18 protein-coding genes are annotated in these 17643 nt (G+C 27.2%); 3 read left to right on the top strand and 15 right to left on the bottom strand.

Translation table 11 applies throughout. The annotated features are described in order from the left end of the window. Positions 1-49: 49 nt before the first annotated feature. The 9 genes from I2E83_RS07060 to I2E83_RS07020 form a co-directional block, all read right to left on the bottom strand. On the bottom strand, positions 50-991 hold the full coding sequence (locus I2E83_RS07060; protein ID WP_195429265.1) for a bacteriophage abortive infection AbiH family protein: 942 nt from the start codon (positions 989-991) through the stop codon (positions 50-52). A 193-nt stretch (positions 992-1184) separates the two neighbouring features. After that, positions 1185-1499 carry a hypothetical protein gene (locus I2E83_RS07055; protein ID WP_195429263.1) on the bottom strand — a complete coding sequence of 105 codons (315 nt, stop codon included), beginning with the start codon at positions 1497-1499 and terminating at the stop codon, positions 1185-1187. Between the two features lie 10 nt (positions 1500-1509). After that, on the bottom strand, positions 1510-1872 hold the full coding sequence (locus I2E83_RS07050; protein WP_195429261.1) for a hypothetical protein: 363 nt from the start codon (positions 1870-1872) through the stop codon (positions 1510-1512). Positions 1873-2037: 165 nt separating this feature from the next. After that, positions 2038-2796 carry a helix-turn-helix domain-containing protein gene (locus I2E83_RS07045; RefSeq protein ID WP_195429259.1) on the bottom strand — a complete coding sequence of 253 codons (759 nt, stop codon included), beginning with the start codon at positions 2794-2796 and terminating at the stop codon, positions 2038-2040. A 112-nt stretch (positions 2797-2908) separates the two neighbouring features. Next, positions 2909-3103 carry a hypothetical protein gene (locus I2E83_RS07040; protein ID WP_195429257.1) on the bottom strand — a complete coding sequence of 65 codons (195 nt, stop codon included), beginning with the start codon at positions 3101-3103 and terminating at the stop codon, positions 2909-2911. Positions 3104-3441: 338 nt separating this feature from the next. Next, positions 3442-5013 carry an ABC-F family ATP-binding cassette domain-containing protein gene (locus I2E83_RS07035; RefSeq protein WP_195429256.1) on the bottom strand — a complete coding sequence of 524 codons (1572 nt, stop codon included), beginning with the start codon at positions 5011-5013 and terminating at the stop codon, positions 3442-3444. Positions 5014-5170: 157 nt separating this feature from the next. Beyond that, entirely contained in the window at positions 5171-5731 is a 561-nt protein-coding gene (locus tag I2E83_RS07030; protein WP_195429364.1) for a DUF3867 domain-containing protein, read from the bottom strand. A 166-nt stretch (positions 5732-5897) separates the two neighbouring features. After that, the gene (locus I2E83_RS07025; protein ID WP_195429253.1) at positions 5898-6950 is read right to left on the bottom strand and encodes a spermidine/putrescine ABC transporter substrate-binding protein; all 1053 of its coding nucleotides are present in this window, start codon (positions 6948-6950) and stop codon (positions 5898-5900) included. A 201-nt stretch (positions 6951-7151) separates the two neighbouring features. Beyond that, on the bottom strand, positions 7152-7400 hold the full coding sequence (locus I2E83_RS07020; RefSeq protein ID WP_195265388.1) for a hypothetical protein: 249 nt from the start codon (positions 7398-7400) through the stop codon (positions 7152-7154). 149 nt (positions 7401-7549) lie between these two features. On the opposite strand from I2E83_RS07020, the gene I2E83_RS07015 reads away from it, so the two are divergent. Next, on the top strand, positions 7550-8899 hold the full coding sequence (locus tag I2E83_RS07015) for a putative DNA modification/repair radical SAM protein (RefSeq protein WP_195429251.1): 1350 nt from the start codon (positions 7550-7552) through the stop codon (positions 8897-8899). Between the two features lie 14 nt (positions 8900-8913). Beyond that, positions 8914-9651, top strand: coding sequence for a TIGR03915 family putative DNA repair protein (locus tag I2E83_RS07010; protein WP_195429249.1), 738 nt, complete (start codon positions 8914-8916; stop codon positions 9649-9651). 374 nt (positions 9652-10025) lie between these two features. On the opposite strand, the gene I2E83_RS07005 is transcribed toward I2E83_RS07010, so the two are convergent. Continuing rightward, positions 10026-10403, bottom strand: coding sequence for a RidA family protein (locus I2E83_RS07005; RefSeq protein WP_195265385.1), 378 nt, complete (start codon positions 10401-10403; stop codon positions 10026-10028). 270 nt (positions 10404-10673) lie between these two features. On the opposite strand from I2E83_RS07005, the gene I2E83_RS07000 reads away from it, so the two are divergent. Continuing rightward, the gene (locus I2E83_RS07000) at positions 10674-11696 is read left to right on the top strand and encodes a branched-chain amino acid aminotransferase (protein WP_195429248.1); all 1023 of its coding nucleotides are present in this window, start codon (positions 10674-10676) and stop codon (positions 11694-11696) included. Positions 11697-11755: 59 nt separating this feature from the next. On the opposite strand, the gene I2E83_RS06995 is transcribed toward I2E83_RS07000, so the two are convergent. The 5 genes from I2E83_RS06995 to I2E83_RS06975 form a co-directional block, all read right to left on the bottom strand. Beyond that, positions 11756-13186, bottom strand: a complete 1431-nt coding sequence (locus I2E83_RS06995) for a HAMP domain-containing sensor histidine kinase (RefSeq protein WP_195265383.1) — start codon at positions 13184-13186, stop codon at positions 11756-11758. Further along, complete coding sequence (locus I2E83_RS06990) at positions 13177-14262, bottom strand: sensor histidine kinase (RefSeq protein WP_195429245.1); 1086 nt, start codon at positions 14260-14262, stop codon at positions 13177-13179. The genes I2E83_RS06995 and I2E83_RS06990 overlap by 10 nt, the downstream gene beginning before the upstream one ends. After that, positions 14252-14947: a response regulator transcription factor gene (locus I2E83_RS06985; protein WP_195429243.1), complete on the bottom strand. Its 696-nt coding sequence runs from the start codon at positions 14945-14947 to the stop codon at positions 14252-14254. The genes I2E83_RS06990 and I2E83_RS06985 overlap by 11 nt, the downstream gene beginning before the upstream one ends. A 1170-nt stretch (positions 14948-16117) precedes the next feature. Then, the gene (locus tag I2E83_RS18005) at positions 16118-16273 is read right to left on the bottom strand and encodes a helix-turn-helix transcriptional regulator (protein ID WP_243242175.1); all 156 of its coding nucleotides are present in this window, start codon (positions 16271-16273) and stop codon (positions 16118-16120) included. A gap of 482 nt (positions 16274-16755) precedes the next feature. Further along, entirely contained in the window at positions 16756-17541 is a 786-nt protein-coding gene (locus tag I2E83_RS06975) for a formate/nitrite transporter family protein (protein WP_195265379.1), read from the bottom strand. Positions 17542-17643 lie beyond the last annotated feature (102 nt).

The following is a 17643-nucleotide window of genomic DNA, read 5'->3' as shown; positions in this document are numbered from 1 at the left end:
ATAACTAATTTCATTACATTAAATCATACTTTTATTAACTTTAAACATTCTATAGATTAAAAAATTCTTCTGATTTTAACATTCTAATATTGTGTTCATCTACTCCTATAGATAAAATTTTTTCCTTATACCCTACTTCATCGTCTTCGTTATAATAATAAACATTCCACATTGTATCGGCATTAACACTATTCCTTATCTCTTTAAAGTATGGTATATCAACGTCTCCTAGAGAATGCCCCACTATATATATATCATTAACCTCATTTAAACTTCTAAAGAAATGCTCGTTTTCACGCAAAAATTGTGGCACATCTTTCAATGTATCTCTATAATATCTTGCAACTGCATTATAAATACTGCTTCTTTTTTCATTATATTCTTCACTTGCTTCTTGAGAGATTTCAGTCATTTCATCAATCTTTTCTCTATCACCATGTCCAATTACTGGCGAAATATCATTTTCATCTATTGAACCATGTATATGTACAATATCATTCTCATCAATATTGTAAATCTCCTCTAGAACTAACGTATAATTAAATGTTAGGAATTTATCATTATCTTCTTGTCCTATAATGCTTGTTCGTCTATCTGAATGTATGTCCACTCCTTTAATCCAAGACATAACATATTCATTTAACTTTGTAATAAAACCATATTGCTCTTTCCAATATTCATCCAAGGTATCTTCAATACCTATATCTCCACCTTCTAATCCTAAATCTATATCTTCTCCATTATAGATAATTACTTCATCTATTTTTGAAAGGTTTGATTCAAAATCTCTCCATAAATAATTCTTAATTTGTTTCTTCCATAATTCTTCATCTATATGGTCTATCCAATCTCCTATAGCTATTCCATACATAGCTTCTAGACTACTTAAAAACTCCCAGTTTTCTTTCTCTAGATAATCTCTAAAATCACCATATGAAGTATTCAAATTATGTGCTATATCAAATCCATTTCCAATAATAAATAATCTCATATCAATCTCCTACTTATATACTTTATGTTAAGTTATATTTTACCATAAGTTTTATATTAAATAAAATTCATCTTTCATTTACACAAAAAAGAACTGGATTAGTCCAGCTCATTTCTTACAATTAACTTCTCTTATTGTTCTTCACTTAGTTTTCTATTCAAAATTCATCTATTTATTAATAAGTTTCATACTTTTAATCATTGGATAAATACCAACCATGCTCTCTCTTTGGTAGTGGTAAACCACTACTTGGAGTTTTATCATATATTATTTTGTCTATTAATGACAATAAGCTTTGTAGCTTAGAAGCTAATTTATAGTCTTTCCCAGCTTCACAAAAAGCAATTCTAACTTTTTCTCTAATCTTATTAAGTTGTTCTAAAGATAATGATTTAAGCCACTTAACATCATCCTTTGAATCACCTTTACCAAACAAAAACAATCCAGCTCCAACAATCCCCACTCCAACAACCGTTCCAGTTATTGCTAATACTTTTTTAATTCTCATAATACCCTCCTTATACTGCCTGAATCTCTTTATTATATTTGACCTGATAGTTCCTCAATGTTTGTAATGCTAATCCAGTTATAGTTAAGATTTCTTTAATTTCAAATCCATTCTCATTAAGCTCTACAAATCTTTCATAATTGGACTTTACTGCTGTAGCATCTTCCACTGGTACTATCTTAGTTGTTTCTATTGTATCATTACCACTTAATAAAATTACCCCTATGAGGTCTCTATAAGTATTTTCTAATGGTGTTAATATTTTTATGTTATATTCTTTTAGAATTGCATCAGTAAAACTTTCAAGTAATAAGTTACTGCCCCCACCACAAAATACTACCATTGTATTACTTGGATTTGATAATCTAACCACACCATTATAAATATCATTCCATAATATACTTACATAGGTCTTGTTTATCTCTGATATGCTTCTACCTTCTTCTTTCCATCATTTAACCAACTACTTAAAATGGAGCTTGTAGGTGCTTTTGTATATTGTAGATACTGATATAATTCTTCTCCTTGATATTTCTTGTTAAGCTACAACTGGATATATACCAGATTCTAATTCTTTTAATGCTTCTCTTAACTCTATTTCATCAGCTATATCACTATATTGCTTTATATCCATTTCCCCATCTAGCTTCCTAACTGCATTTATCTTCTTTAACATTATTGGATTAAAATCCATTTTGTTATTGTAATACTCTTGTATAAGAATATTTCTAATTGTTTTAGCACTTAAGAATTTTTCATTTTTATTATACTTAGCTTTTTTCTTAAATTCCTTAACTGCATTTCTAACTAAGTCAACATCAGCAAAAGTTAATATATCCTTATCAAATTTTGAATTATCAATGTTAGCACCTTGGGCACTTCTAACCAATCTTACATTTTCGTGATTGTCAATTTTAGTTTGTCTACTTTGCTTTACTGCTTTAACCTTCTCAGCTTCTCCAGTAACTTCAGTTATATCTATTTGATTATCTATAACTTTGTTTCCGTTACCATCTACACCAGTTTTTAACTCATTAGTTGAATACCAATAAATATTTTTCTTTCCTTGCTTCTCAGTATATTGAAATACTAATCCAGCTTGTCTTAATTCCTTTATCACCTTATCAAAAGTGTTAACACTTAACTGACTATCTTTAAGAATTGTTGTTTTAGAAAGTTTGAATCCACCAATGCTAGAGTAGTATTTTATTTGAATGTAAACTAATTTAGCATTATTGCTTAAGTTAGAAGTGAATAGTATAGAGTTTTCCGCTTTTGTGAATCCTTTGATAGCCATTGTGTTAACCCCCTCTCCTAGTAGCATTACTATACGTTACTTTGTTTATGGTTTTATAATAACACAAAGTGACGTTACTGTAAAGCAAAAAAAATAAAAGCTGATAAGATTTTTATTTCTTACCAACTTCTAGTTCTTGCATTATCTCATATAAATTCTTATTTTCCATTTCTCTTTTTAGTAGCTCTAATCCCATTTCAATAATTACACTTTGCTTTTGTTTGTTCCTATCACATACTTGAGCTAAAAATTCAAAGTGCTCATAGCTTAAAGATGTACTTAATCTTTTTCTGTTTGTTATTGCCATAACCAAGCCTCCTTAGTGAATCACCTTAATATCATTATACATCACTTAGTGTTATTTGTATAGATAAGCAAAGAAATAAGTATTATGTTTCATTGTCAAAAAGTGTGCCTTAAGCACTATTAAATAGTAATATTCTTATTATTAATAGTAATATTCTTATTATGCTCCCCAAAATTTGTGGAGGTGAAACCATGTTTCTATACTTGATTTCTTGTAAAGTGGCTTATTTTCTAAGTTTATTTAGATACCCCAAAATTGTGGAGCTGAAAAATATAAATATTTAAAACTTATATAAAAAAAGACTTAAACCAGTATTATTACTGATTTAAGTCTTTTTATTATCTTGTTGTGGAAACTCCAGCTAAAGTTGTCCATTCTTCACAGTTCCATATTTCTGTCACAACATCTCTATAAAACTCTGGTTCGTGTGATACAAGTAAAATTGATCCTTTGTATTCTTTTAATGCCCTCTTTAATTCATCTTTTGCATCTACATCTAAGTGATTTGTAGGCTCATCTAGGATTAGTATATTAGTTTCTGTATTTAATATTTTACATAATCTAACCTTTGCAGCTTCTCCACCTGATAAAACCATTATTTTTGATTCTAATTGCTTTGTTGTTAAACCACATTTAGCAAGGGCCGCTCTTATTTCGTATTGTGTTTTGCTTGGAAACTCTTGCCACACTTCTTCTATACATGTGTTTGTATTTCCACTTCTATCTTCTTGTTCAAAATAACCTATATGTTGGTAGTCTCCTCTATGAACTTTTCCTGATAGTGGCTGTTGTATTCCTAATAAGCTTTTAAGTAATGTTGATTTACCAAGTCCATTTGCTCCAACTAAAGCTATTTTTTGTCCTCTTTCCATATAAAGATTTAATGGCTTTGTAAGTGGTGAATCATATCCTATAACTAAATCTTCAGTTTCAAATATTGTTTTCCCAGCTGTTCTTGCTATTTTAAAGTTGAATTCTGGTTTTGGTTTTTCTTTTGAAAGTTCTATTACTTCCATTTTATCAAGCTTCTTTTGTCTTGATTTAGCCATATTAGCAGTAGCGACATTTGCTTTATTTCTAGCAACGAAGTCTTCTAGTCTAGCTATTTCTTTTTGTTGTTTTTCATATGCTGCTTCTAATCTCTTTTTATTTTCATCATATAGTCTCTTAAACTCATAATAGTCTCCAACATATCTTGTTAATTTTCTTTCTTCAACATGATAAATTAAGTTAACCACTGAATTTAAAAATGGTATATCATGAGAAATTAATATAAATGCATTTTCATAATTATTTAAATATCTCTTTAACCACTCTATATGCTCTTCATCTAAGTAGTTAGTAGGCTCATCTAGAAGTAATATATCTGGATTTTGAAGTAATAACTTTCCAAGTAAGATTTTTGTTCTTTGTCCACCTGATAAATCATCAACATCTTTGTCTAAACCTAAATCTAAAAGTCCAAGTCCCTTTGCTACTTCCTCTACCTTTGCATCGATTATGTAAAATCCATTATGATCTAGTAAATCTTGAATTACTGCTGTTCTTTCAAGCATCTTTTCTAGTTCTTCTGGAGTACAATCTCCCATTTTTTCATAAAGAGAATTCATTTCTGTTTCTAAATCAAATAAGTACTTAAATGCATCTCTTAGTGCATCTCTTATACTTTGTCCTTTTACTAAAGCTGCATGTTGATCCATATATCCAACTCTAACATTATTTGACCAAATAACCTTTCCTTCATCAGGCATAAGTTTATCTGTAACTATATTCATAAATGTTGATTTTCCTTCACCATTAGCTCCAATTAAACCAACGTGCTCCCCCTTTAATAATCTAAAGGATACATCTTCAAAAATAGCTCTATCTCCAAAGCCATGACTCATATCTTTAACTGTTAAAACGCTCATTAATTATCCTCCTGGTTATTAAGTCTATTTTTAAATTTAAATTTTTACTTCTTCATTTTCAATTAATATATTACACAAAAATAAGGTATGATTATAATCACACCTTATTTATTATAAACTATAATTCTACAAAATAAATAGATTTTTTAAAACAATTTTAGTATTCATATTCTTTTACGTCTTCGCAAATAGATATTTTTAATGTATTATCATCAATAACTTTCTTATAAGAGCATAAAAAATCATTTAATTCTAAATCGGTTAAATCAATTTTACCAAAACTTTTTAAAATAACATTTTCTCCTTCTGTTAATATTCCTATATTATTTTTATCATTTTTTATAAAATAATTATTAACAGTTGTTACTTTAATCCTGTCCTTATATTTTTCTTGAAAACTCATTGTTTTTCTTACTTTTTCAATATCTCCTGAGCCTGGTATAACATTGTTAAGTCCTAGTGATTTTATTTGCTCTTCTATAGCAGAAGCATCAAATCCATATCTCTCCATTAACTTAGTTTGCATTTTCAAAAACTTATCTTGTGATATGTTATTTTCCTCCATATACTCCATCATCTTTTTTGTGAAGTCTGCCATGTTTAATTTTCCAGAAGACATATCATAATATAAGGAATATATATACGATTCAAATTTATCTATATCTTTATCATTAACTTTATTTTTTAGCTCATTAAAATCTATAATCTTATCCATAATATACTCAACTCCTACAACTTTAATAGATGTTACTAATATTATACTATTACTATAAACTTTATTCTATTGACTTAATACAATATTAATATTTTTTTAAGAACACTTTTTTAACATTACATTTCTATTGCTTTAATTAAATTTGATTTATTAAATCCGTAAAATCTACTTACTTTGCAGCTTTAACTGCATTCCAAACATCTTCATATAGTCTTAACTTTTCTTGTGGTAAATATTTATAAACTTCGCATCTTTCCATAACTTCTTTAGTCATATATGCACCTTCATTGTTTTTAACTTCTTCTGGTTGCTCTTCCATAGCTAATTTATTTGGAGTAGTGTATCCTATTTCTTCTGCTATTTTATATGCATTCTCCTTGCCACTTACAAAGTTTATGAATTCTTCTGCAGTTTCCTTATCATTTGCATTTGCTGGAATTGCCCATGAATCCAACCAGTAATTTGCTCCTTCCTTAGGTATTACATATTCTAAGTTCTCATTTTCATCAGCTAAAGTTAATCCTTCCCCTGACCATATCATCGCAATTGAAGCTTCTCCTGAAGTCATTAAATCTTTAACTTCATCAGCGCCATATTTTAACACTAATGGCTTTTGTTCTATTAATAAATTCTTAGCTTCTTCAAGTTCTTTTTCATTTGTTGTATTTAATGAATAACCAAGCTTTTTAAGAGCCATTCCTATAGCATCTCTTTGAGCATCTAAAACAAATATTTGCTTTTTATATTTTTCATTCCACATTATATCCCAGCTATCAACTGTTTCATTAACTAAATCTTTGTTATATATTATTCCAATTGTTCCATTCATATAAGGCACTGTATAATCATTATTAGGATCATAAGGCTGTCCCATATCACTTTCATTCATTTCTTTTAAATTTGGAATCTTATCTTTATCAATTTTTTGAAGTAATCCTTCTTGTATCATTCTATCTGCCATATAATCTGCTACTAAAACAGCATCCCACTTTGTTTTTCCTGAAGATACTTCTATATACATAGTTTCCATGTCATCAAAAGTCTTGTAATTAACTTTTACATTATACTTTTCTTCAAATTCTTCTATTATTCCTTCCGCTATATTTTCACCATAATTTAATACGTTTATAGTCTTTTTATCACTTTTTTTACATCCAGTAAATAAAGCAAAAATAAAAATCATACTGCATATTAATGCAGAAATTTTTATAGATTTTTTCATTTAATTTCATCCTTCCATTATGTAATAGTTATTATTTTGCAATAATAATTATAAAGGTAATTTTATTAATTGCAAGTTAAAAATATCCAAGTATTGTTTATATTATTATAATATTAGTATTGATACAATAATAATACTTTTATTTCAATATTTAAGCAAAAAAGTATTAACTACTTATAAGTAGCTAATACTTTAGCAGAATTATATTTCAATTAATTTTGCTGTTACACCCTGTATTCCATTTAATTCTTCTTTTAAATTATTTATTTCTTCTTTTTCATCATGAATTAAATTTAAAATTACAAGTCCTGAATTTGCGCAAGAAGTTTTACTTGCTTCATGTAAACCTAATCTAGTTTGGATAATACATCCATATTTTGTTAACACTTCTTGAACTGTTGGTGCAATAGATACCCTAGGTTCTATTTTTATTGCCATAATAGTAAACATATTTATCCCTCCGTTGAATTCATCATTTTCTATATTATCCCACTTTAGCTTTGCTTATTCATAATAAATGAAATTTTTATTATATATTGAAATAAGAACATTTGTTCGATATAATTATTAAAAATACTTTTTTAAGAAGGGTGATATTTATGAATATAGATGAAAAACTTAATATTCTTTCAGCAGCTGCAAAATATGACGTATCTTGTTCTTCTTCTGGTTCAAAAAGAAAAAACTTAAATAATGGGATAGGAAATGCTGAAAGTAGTGGGATTTGTCATAGCTTTGCTCCTGATGGCAGATGTATTTCTCTTTTAAAAATACTTTTAACAAATTACTGTATATATAATTGCAAGTATTGTGTAAATGCATCTACAAAGGATGTTCCTAGAGCTATGTTTACTCCTGATGAAGTTGTATCCCTTACAATTAACTTTTATAAAAGAAATTATATTGAAGGATTATTCTTAAGCTCAGCAATTTTTAAAACACCAAATTACACAATGGAATTATTATTAAGTGTTGTAAAGAAATTAAGAGTTGAAGAAAAGTTTAATGGCTATATTCATTTAAAAGCTATTCCTGGTGCTGATGAAGCCTTAATAAAAGAAGCTGGAAAATATGTGGATAGAATGAGTGTTAATATAGAACTTCCTTCGGCATCTAGTTTAAAACTACTTGCTCCACAAAAAAGCAAAGAAAATATATTATCTCCTATGACTACTATAAAAAATTCTATTTTAGAAAATAAAGATTTAACTAAAAATATAAAATCAACACCACTTTTTGTTCCAGGTGGTCAAAGCACTCAACTTATAGTTGGAGCAACCCCTGAAAGTGATTATAAGATATTAAACTTATCTGAGAATTTGTATAATCGTTTTAACTTAAAAAGAGTTTATTATTCTGCTTATGTTCCAGTAATAAAAAATGATAAATTACTTCCTGATATTATCCATCCCCCATTAGTTAGAGAACATAGATTATATCAAGCAGATTGGCTATTAAGATTTTATGGTTTTAAAGCTAAAGAACTTTTAAAAGATGAAAATGATAACTTTGACTTAAATTTTGATCCTAAAACTTCTTGGGCATTATCTAATATAGATAATTTTCCTGTAGAAATAAATAAAGCTTCCTATGACACCCTTCTTAGAATACCAGGAATAGGAGTTCGTTCTGCAAGAAGGATATTAATTACAAGAAAAGTTCATTCCTTAACATTCGAGGATTTAAAAAAGCTTGGAATAGTTCTAAAAAGAGCAAAGTATTTTATTACTTGCAAAGGTAAGTACTATGGAGATGTTTCTTTTGATGAAGAAAAAATAAGAACTAGGTTGCTTTATATGGATAAACCTAAATTAGAAAATGAAAATGCAGAACAACTTAATTTCTTTGATAATATTTATCCTAAAAGTTCAAGTGGAATTTTATTGCCTGAACCAAAGAAAATAATTATACCTACAGATAAAGTAACTTCTATAACTGGAGAATTTTAAGGGTGGTGGTTTTTTTGTTGAAAATAGTATATGAAGATTCTTTTGAAGGATTTTTAACTGCAATTTATGATAGCTTTTATTGTAAAACTCAAATAGCATCAATTTGTACAAAATATGAAATAGAAATAGATCTCCTTTCAGAAGTTAAATACATAAATACAAACTTAAATAAATATTCTAAAGTAAAAAATGCTATTGTATCAAAGATTGATCATTTGGCATTAAATAAAATTTATAAATTATATTTATCTAATTATAAAAACAAAGGACTTTTATGTTTTAAATATTTGAAAATTGCATTTAAAATTGGAAGTGATATTCATAAGTACTTACATTTTGATGAAGTAAGAGAACTAGATTTAATTGATAGACGAGTCACTTTAGAAGGTCATAGATTTACTGGATTTGTACGCTTTATTTCTGTAAAAAATAAATTTTTATATTCTTCAATTGAACCTGATAGCAACATTTTAGAAATTATTTCTCCACACTTTCAAGAACGATTTAGTAATGAATATTGGATAATACACGACATAAAAAGAAATATTGCTTCAGTTTATGATAAAACTTCCTGGGAAATAAAAGAAATGGATATAGAAATTTATAATAATCTTAAAAACTATAATGATAATTTTCAAGATCTTTGGAAAAGCTACTTTAAATCCACTACAATAAATGAACGAATCAATCCAAAATTACAAAAAAGAATGATGCCAAAACGCTATTGGAACAATCTCACTGAAATAGAGTGAAGAGTTAATAGTTAAAAATTAAAGATGTTTTGCTCTGCAAAACTAAATTTAAATTAGTTCAAAGCACCTTATATTCAAAATACCTAAAAGATTTTTGCCTCAAATCTTTTACTTTTTCCCTTTTACCATTATTATAAATGATAAATATAAGTTGGCGAAGATAAATAGAATATGTGGAATAAGCATATAGCGAGCAATTAGAAGTACTTGGCGTGGGAAGAACTACTAGGCCTTAGTGTTGTTGGTTTGTTTGAGCGTAGCGAGTTTAACCCAAACTCTTGGTCTAGTAGTTCTTACAAGCCTAGTACTTCTTTGCTAAGCTATTTAGCTTATGGAACATATCTAGTTATCGCAGCCTTTATGTTTACAATTTATTATACAGTTGCTACTGCTTCTATTTCTATTACACAATCTTTTGGTAATCTTGCTACTTCAACACAACTTCTAGCAGGAGGATTCTCTTTAAAATACTCTGCATAAACTTCATTTACTTGTCCAAAGTCATTCATATCTTTTATGAAAACTACAACCTTAACTACTTTTTCTAAGCTACTTCCAGCTTCCTCTAAAACTGCCTTTACATTTTCTAAAGATTGTTTAGTTGCAGCTTTTATTTCCGTTACAACTTCACCTGTTACTGGATTAACTGGAATTTGTCCTGATGTAAATACCATCTCCCCTATTTTAATACCTTGTGAGTAAGGTCCAATAGCTGAAGGTGCCTTACTAGTTGAAATAATTTCTTTTTGCATTTTACTACACGTCCTTTCTTACTATTTTGTATATAATTTTTTTAAAAACTAATAATAAATATGAGCTTATCAAATTTACATAGGATATCTAAAACAAATTTCAGCATCTCCATAAAGTTTTAGATATCCTACAATCTAAATATACCTTTTTTTTCCTACAATTTCAATATGTAATCCTTTTAATATATTTTATAATTAATAGACATTTATTAATTTCTTAAGTAATGGTACAATTAGAATAATATAGAAACCATGAGGGAGGTAATAGATATGAGTAAAGATGTTAATATCGATTGGAGCAATCTTGGCTTTAACTATATTAAAACTGATTATAGATATGTATCAGTTTGGAAAGATGGAAAATGGGACGAAGGTAAATTAACAGAAGATAATATGTTAAACATAAGTGAGGCATCTACAGCTCTTCATTATGGGCAACAGTGCTTCGAAGGCCTAAAAGCTTACAGAAGAAAAGATGGTAAAATTCAATTATTTAGAGTCGATAGAAATGCATATAGAATGAATGAAAGTACTTCTAAATTACTTATGCCTGAAATACCAGTTGAAAAGTTCATAGATGCTTGTAAGCAAGTAGTTAAAGCTAATGAGCATTATGTTCCACCATATGGTACTGGCGCTACATTATATTTAAGACCATTTATGATAGGCATTGGAGATAATATAGGGGTTAAGCCTGCTCCTGAATATATTTTCTGCGTATTTGCAGTACCTGTAGGTCCTTACTTTAAGGAAGGCTTAACACCATGTAACTTTATGATAGCAGATTACGATAGAGCTGCTCCTTATGGAACTGGCGGACAAAAAGTTGGTGGAAACTATGCTGCTTCATTACATCCTCATAAAATAGCTGCTGATAGAGGCTTTGCAGATTGTATTTATTTAGACCCTGCAACTCACACAAAAATTGAAGAAGTTGGTGCTGCTAATTTCTTTGGAATAACAAAAAACAATGAATTTATTACTCCAAAATCACCATCAATCCTTCCAAGCATAACTAAATATTCCCTTATGGATATAGCTAGAGAGTATTTAAAAATGCCTGTATTTGAAAGAGATGTTTATATCGATAATATTGATGAATTTAAAGAAGCTGGTGCTTGTGGTACCGCTGCTGTTATAACTCCAATAGGTGGAATAGAATACAAAGATAAACTTCATGTATTCCATAGTGAAACTGATGTTGGGCCTATTACAAAAGAGCTTTATAGAATTCTTTGTGGAATTCAATTTGGAGATATTGAAGGACCTGAAGGATGGGTATTTGAAGTTTAATTTATAAAAAATAGCTAAGTTTCTTTGCTTAGCTATTTTTCAGTTTTATGAAAAACTCTCTATATCGATACATTTACAATAAATTTATTATCTCTTATCTCTATTTTAAACTTTCCATTTTGAGCTTCTGTTAAGCTTCTAGCTATATCTAACCCCAGCCCTGACCCCTCCGTACTTCTAGAAGCATCTCCCCTTTTAAATCTTTGAATAAGCTCCTTTTCATTAAGTTCTATTTTCTCAACATACTCATTAATAAATATTGTATTATTAATCTTATCAATTTTGTTATCATGATATTCAAATACTATAAATACTTCAGACTCTTTTGCTGAATATTTAATTATATTTGATATAACATTTTGATATATTCTAAGAGTCTTATCATAATCTGCATAAACAATAATTTTTATATATTTATTTTCCTCTACTTCTTTATCATTTAAAAATATCTTTATATTAAATTTAAGCTTAGCTTCTTTTATCTTATCTTCTAATTCAAATAGTGCATGATTTAAAACTTCTCTAAGATCAATTTCTCTAATATCTAAAACAATATTATTAGAATTAGCAATTACAGACTCTTTAAGATCATTAATTAAAATTTTGATCCTTTTAGCCTTTCTTTCTAATATGTCTATATACTCCTTCTTATCATCCTCAGTTAACTTTCTCTTACTTAAAAAATCAACATAATTTATTATAGAAGTTAATGGTGTTCTCAAATCATGAGACACATTAGTTATTAATTCAACTTTTTCAATATTTGATACTGCCTTATTATTTTCAACATATTTTGAAATAGTAACAAGCTCATCTATAGCCCTATTCATTATATTAAATTCTATACTATTAAGTAACCCATAATTGTCTTGATTTACTTTAAAGGAATGATATACCTTATCAAAGTTTCCATTTTCTAAACTTTTAATTACTTCATCTAAAGTTAAATTCAGATTTTCTACTATTAAGTAATTTTTTAATATACTTATTCCAAAATAAAATAATACTAGAATATTTAATACTATTATCCACCATAGTATTGTTGACTTTATATCTACTTCTTTCATAGTTAGCTGAAATATTATCTGATATAGAGTTATATAAAATATTATTGATATTGTTAGTTTTATAAATTTATCAAAAAGCTTTCCTCTATAAAAACTTCTTTCATAACCTTCAATGTCTTGATTTTTATATATTTTACTTTTCAATATTATTTGCAGCAATGATATTGCAACTATTACAGAAAAAACTATCCATGTTAATAAAACAATATATTTTGGTCCTTCTGTATTATAATTAGGTAAAAATTCTTCACCTGTAGTATTAACTAACTTTCTTACAACAAAATAATTTATAATAACTAATATCTTGCCAATAAAGGTTTCTATAAATACCTTCTCAGTTATCTCTTTTAATTTTATTATTTCCTCGTCCTTAATCCATCTAATTTTATAGTCCTTACTCCATAAAACTTTCTCTAACAACATTGAGTCACTCTCTTTTCTAAAGGTGCTTCCTGAATAGAATTAATACAAAAAGCTATTTCTACTTTAAACAAATCACCATCTATACTAATATTAAAATCACCCTTTTGTAATAAGATTAAGTTTTTAGCAATTTCTATACCTAACCCAGATACATCCTCTTCATTATTACTATTTATTATATATATTAAATCTTTTGGTTCTATATTTAGCTCTTTTTTTGAAGTATTTTTTATACATATATAGACCTTATCATTTTTACAATTTACATCTATATATACTCTACTATTTTCTAGAGAATGTTTTATAGCATTTTCAAGTAATATATCAAAAACTCTCCATAACTTTTCGCTACTACAAGAAATATATATAGTTTCACTTGGAAAGTTCTTTCTAAATATTAATGTGCTATTATGTATTTTATCCTCAAATTCAATTATAGCTTGTTTTAGAAATTCAATTATTTCTATTTCATTAACTTCTAAAAGCATATCTCCCGTTGCTGCTTTTGATGCTTCGAATAATTCTTCAATTAACTTATTTAGATTACTTGACTTATTCTTTAATAAGTCTACTATCTCCTTATTGTTCAAATCAATTTTTAACTTATTAATATTATCTAATATATCTTCTAATGGCTTGTTTAATTTGTTTGCTAAGTTATTTACAAGGTCTATGTTTACCATTTCATTCTTTTTAATATTATTTACTGATTTTTTCAAAGCTCTAGCTATTTCATTTATCTTCATTGTTAAATCAAAATACCTATTGTTTAAAAAATCTCCTAAGTTTTTTATATCAAAGACTTCTTTATTATTAATATCACTAGATATATTCCCTTTATCAAATTCATTTAGCCAATCTTCTATTCTTCTCCAAATCATGGCTATCCTTAGATTATTATTTATTAATTTACCAAGCATTAATGCATTTAATAATAATAATATTAAAATTATTGATATTATTATTTTATTATTAGGAACTCTATAAACAATAAAAAAGATAAACAAACTTATTAATAAAATAACTAAATACTTAAAATTTCTTTTATTTTTTAATGTAAATTCTCTACTTCTCAAACTTATATCCAACTCCCCATATTACCTTTAAATATCTTGGTTTTTTAGGATCTATTTCTATTTTTTCTCTTATTCTTCTGATATGTACCATTACTGTATCCGTGCTAAAACATGGCTCTTCCCAAACTCTCTCATATATTTCTGCCGAAGAAAAAACTCTTCCTGGATTACTTAGAAGAAGGTCTAATATTTTATACTCAGTTTTAGTTATCTTTATTTCTTTTCCATCTACTTCAATAGATTTTCTATTCTTATCTAACTTTATAATGCCATAAGTTAATATATCGCTATTTCTTTCTTTTACATAGTTACCCAAATCAACATACCTTCTAAGTTGAGATTTTACTCTTGCAATAAGCTCTAATGGATTAAATGGCTTTGTTATATAATCATCTGCTCCAATATTTAATCCTAATATTTTATCAGTATCTTGTGATTTCGCCGATAAAATTATTATCGGTATATTTTTATCCTCTCTTATATTCATAGTTGCTCTCATTCCATCCATTTTAGGCATCATTAAATCCATAATTACAAGATGAATCTCTTTATTGTTAATTATATTGAGTGCGTCTAAGCCATCATAAGCTTTAATAACATTTATATCTTTATTTTTTAAATATATTTCTATTGCATCAGTTATTTCTTTTTCATCATCTACAACTAAAACATTATATTTTCCCATAAAGTTTTTCCTTTCTTATATAAAGTACTATCTTATATTATTAATGTTAAATTTACACAAAAAAAGTTTATTAATTTTTATTCATAGGTAAATTATAACATTTATTGCTACTTTTTATAATAATAGATAAATATAAAATTATCCTATCTTATTTCTAAAAAATTTCTAACAATTTGAATATAAAGATTAGGACTATCTATATATCCAATAATTAAATAATTTTGCCTCTCTAGATTTTACTTCTAACAGCCATTTTTTGTTCATTGCTTACGATCATTTAAGTGTTTATATTTGCACATAGCTCTAATGGCCTTTTAGAGCTATGTTGCTGCCTATGCTTGTCACACAAAAAGAAAAGCGTAACTAATAATAACTAGTACGCTTTTTACTTAATTTAATTCTTATATTTTTTTAACTTCCTATATAATTTAAAAACATATTCTTAATTCAAAATTAAATACTAGATTAATCCAAAAATCTTTCTACAAAACAAGCTTAATAAGCTCTAAAGAAGATTCATGATATGAATATATCACATAGAACCATTGCTAATTAAATTACTTACTATACTTATCTATAATCTCCAAAAATTCCTTATTACCTTTTAAAAATTCCAGTTCATTATCCTTATCATTTTTAAGAGCATTTAAAAATATTGAAAGAAAAACCTCATTACTTTCACTTTTAGATTCTTTAGGTTTAATATGCTTATATAATCTAGATTTTGATATATCCCAAGGCTTTTTCAGTTCAGGTATCATTTTCTTTAAAGTAGAGATTAAGTTAGCTTCATCTTTTTGAACTGAATATAACTGAAAATATGCAGAATAAGAATTATAATCCCAAAAATCGTATAAACTTGTTGTCTTTTCTATAATCTCAGCAAAATATTTAGCATCCTCATTATTATTTTCCTTTAAGGCAATCTCTATCATATATGTTAGTGTCTTAAAGATATCAGTTGTCTTAGAAATTAATTTTTGTTCAAAAAGTTCAGATGCTTTTTCATACTCTCCTGATTTTATATAAAGATTACCTTGAAGCTGATTTTTATCATAAGTAATATTAGGAAGCTTATCAATACAATATTGAGCCTTATCATACTCTTCTCTTACTAAGTATTTGTTAATTAACCTAGAAGTTGCTTGATTAGCTATCTCTATATCATTACTATTTGAAATTTTTACATATAGTAATATCAGGATAGCTAATCCCCTTCTCCCACTTATTAACTGCAGGTGTTGATACCCCAAGAACTTCAGCAACTTGCTCCTGAGTTAATCCTTGACCTATTCTTCTTTCTTTTATAATTTCATTTATCTTCATATTAGCATATGCTCCTTTATAAATAGTAAATCAAAAGCTTTTGTTACTATTATTTTATCAAGTAAGACATATTACCACAATTGAGTTGTTGTTAATTTACTTACTAAGTAAATTAACTAACAGTTAATTTGATTGTGATATTTTTTAATTATAAAAAATAATTTATATTATATAAAGCATCATTATGAGTAAGCTGTAGGCTTATTTATCTTTAATACTATTCTTGTCATTTTTATTTTCATTAGCTAAGTCAAGTAAATTCCTCCGATTGTAAATTCCTAATATCATCACTAAGCTTTTCGTTAATATTTTCCGTCAAGTTGTTACTTATTCTTGACACAATTAAAATAAGGGTGAATGTTCATCCACCCCTTACTTCTCATTATTAAATCCATTAATATTAAATATTTATAAGTAATTCTGATTTCTTTTACAATAATATTAAACTGAAAAAATTAGTTTATAAAATCTAGTTTAAAATATTATTTTTCTTCTTTATTTCCACTAGTAATATAATAGTATGGCAATGCTAAAAATAACACCCCACCTATAAAGTTTCCTAGTGATACTAAAATTATGTTATATGAATATCCCGCTAAAGTTATTGTAGCTGGATCAATTAAATATCCCATAGCTAAAAATCCCATGTTAGCTACACTATGTTCAAATCCAGCTGTTATAAAGGTAAATAAGCACCAGAATATCATTAATATTTTAGCTGTTTCTTCTTTTAACTTATAACACATCCAAACTGCTAAGCAAACTAATATGTTACATAAAATACCTTTTAATATAAGCTGTCCTGCTGGCGCATTTATTTTAGTATAAGCATTATTTACAATAAACTCTCCTATGTATTCGCTTTTTCCATTTGTTAAACCAGCCTGTACAAATAATATTGCACCAAGCACCCCACCTAAAATATTTCCAATCCAACTTGCAAACCATACTTTTATGGCATCAACCCAAGTTACTGTTTTTTCTAAGGCACCCATAGTCATTATCATAGCATTACTTGTAAATAAATCTCCACCTGCCATTAATACTAAACTAAGTGCTACACCAAAAGATGCTCCCATTAATATTTTATATGTTTCTATACCATTATGATGCATAATACCGCCAATAGTATAAATAAGCATAATTCCTAAGCTTACAAATAAGCTTCCAAGCATTGCACTAACTAAGTATCTCCCCTTACTTCTTCTTAGTAATGCACTTTTAACCTCTGCTGAATGGGCTAAATTATGAATTTCTTTACTGTACATGATACACCCCACAATATTGTTATTTTTTTAACAAGTATTAACACAATACAATACATTTTTTACTAAGATATTTTACAACGAAAAACAAAGTTTTGCAACGAA

The sequence above is a fragment of the Clostridium sp. D46t1_190503_E9 genome, assembly GCF_015555225.1.
Lineage (GTDB): Bacteria > Bacillota > Clostridia > Clostridiales > Clostridiaceae > Clostridium.
The sequence above is the reverse complement of the archived record's forward strand: the minus strand, read 5'-3'. Positions and strand labels throughout refer to the sequence as shown.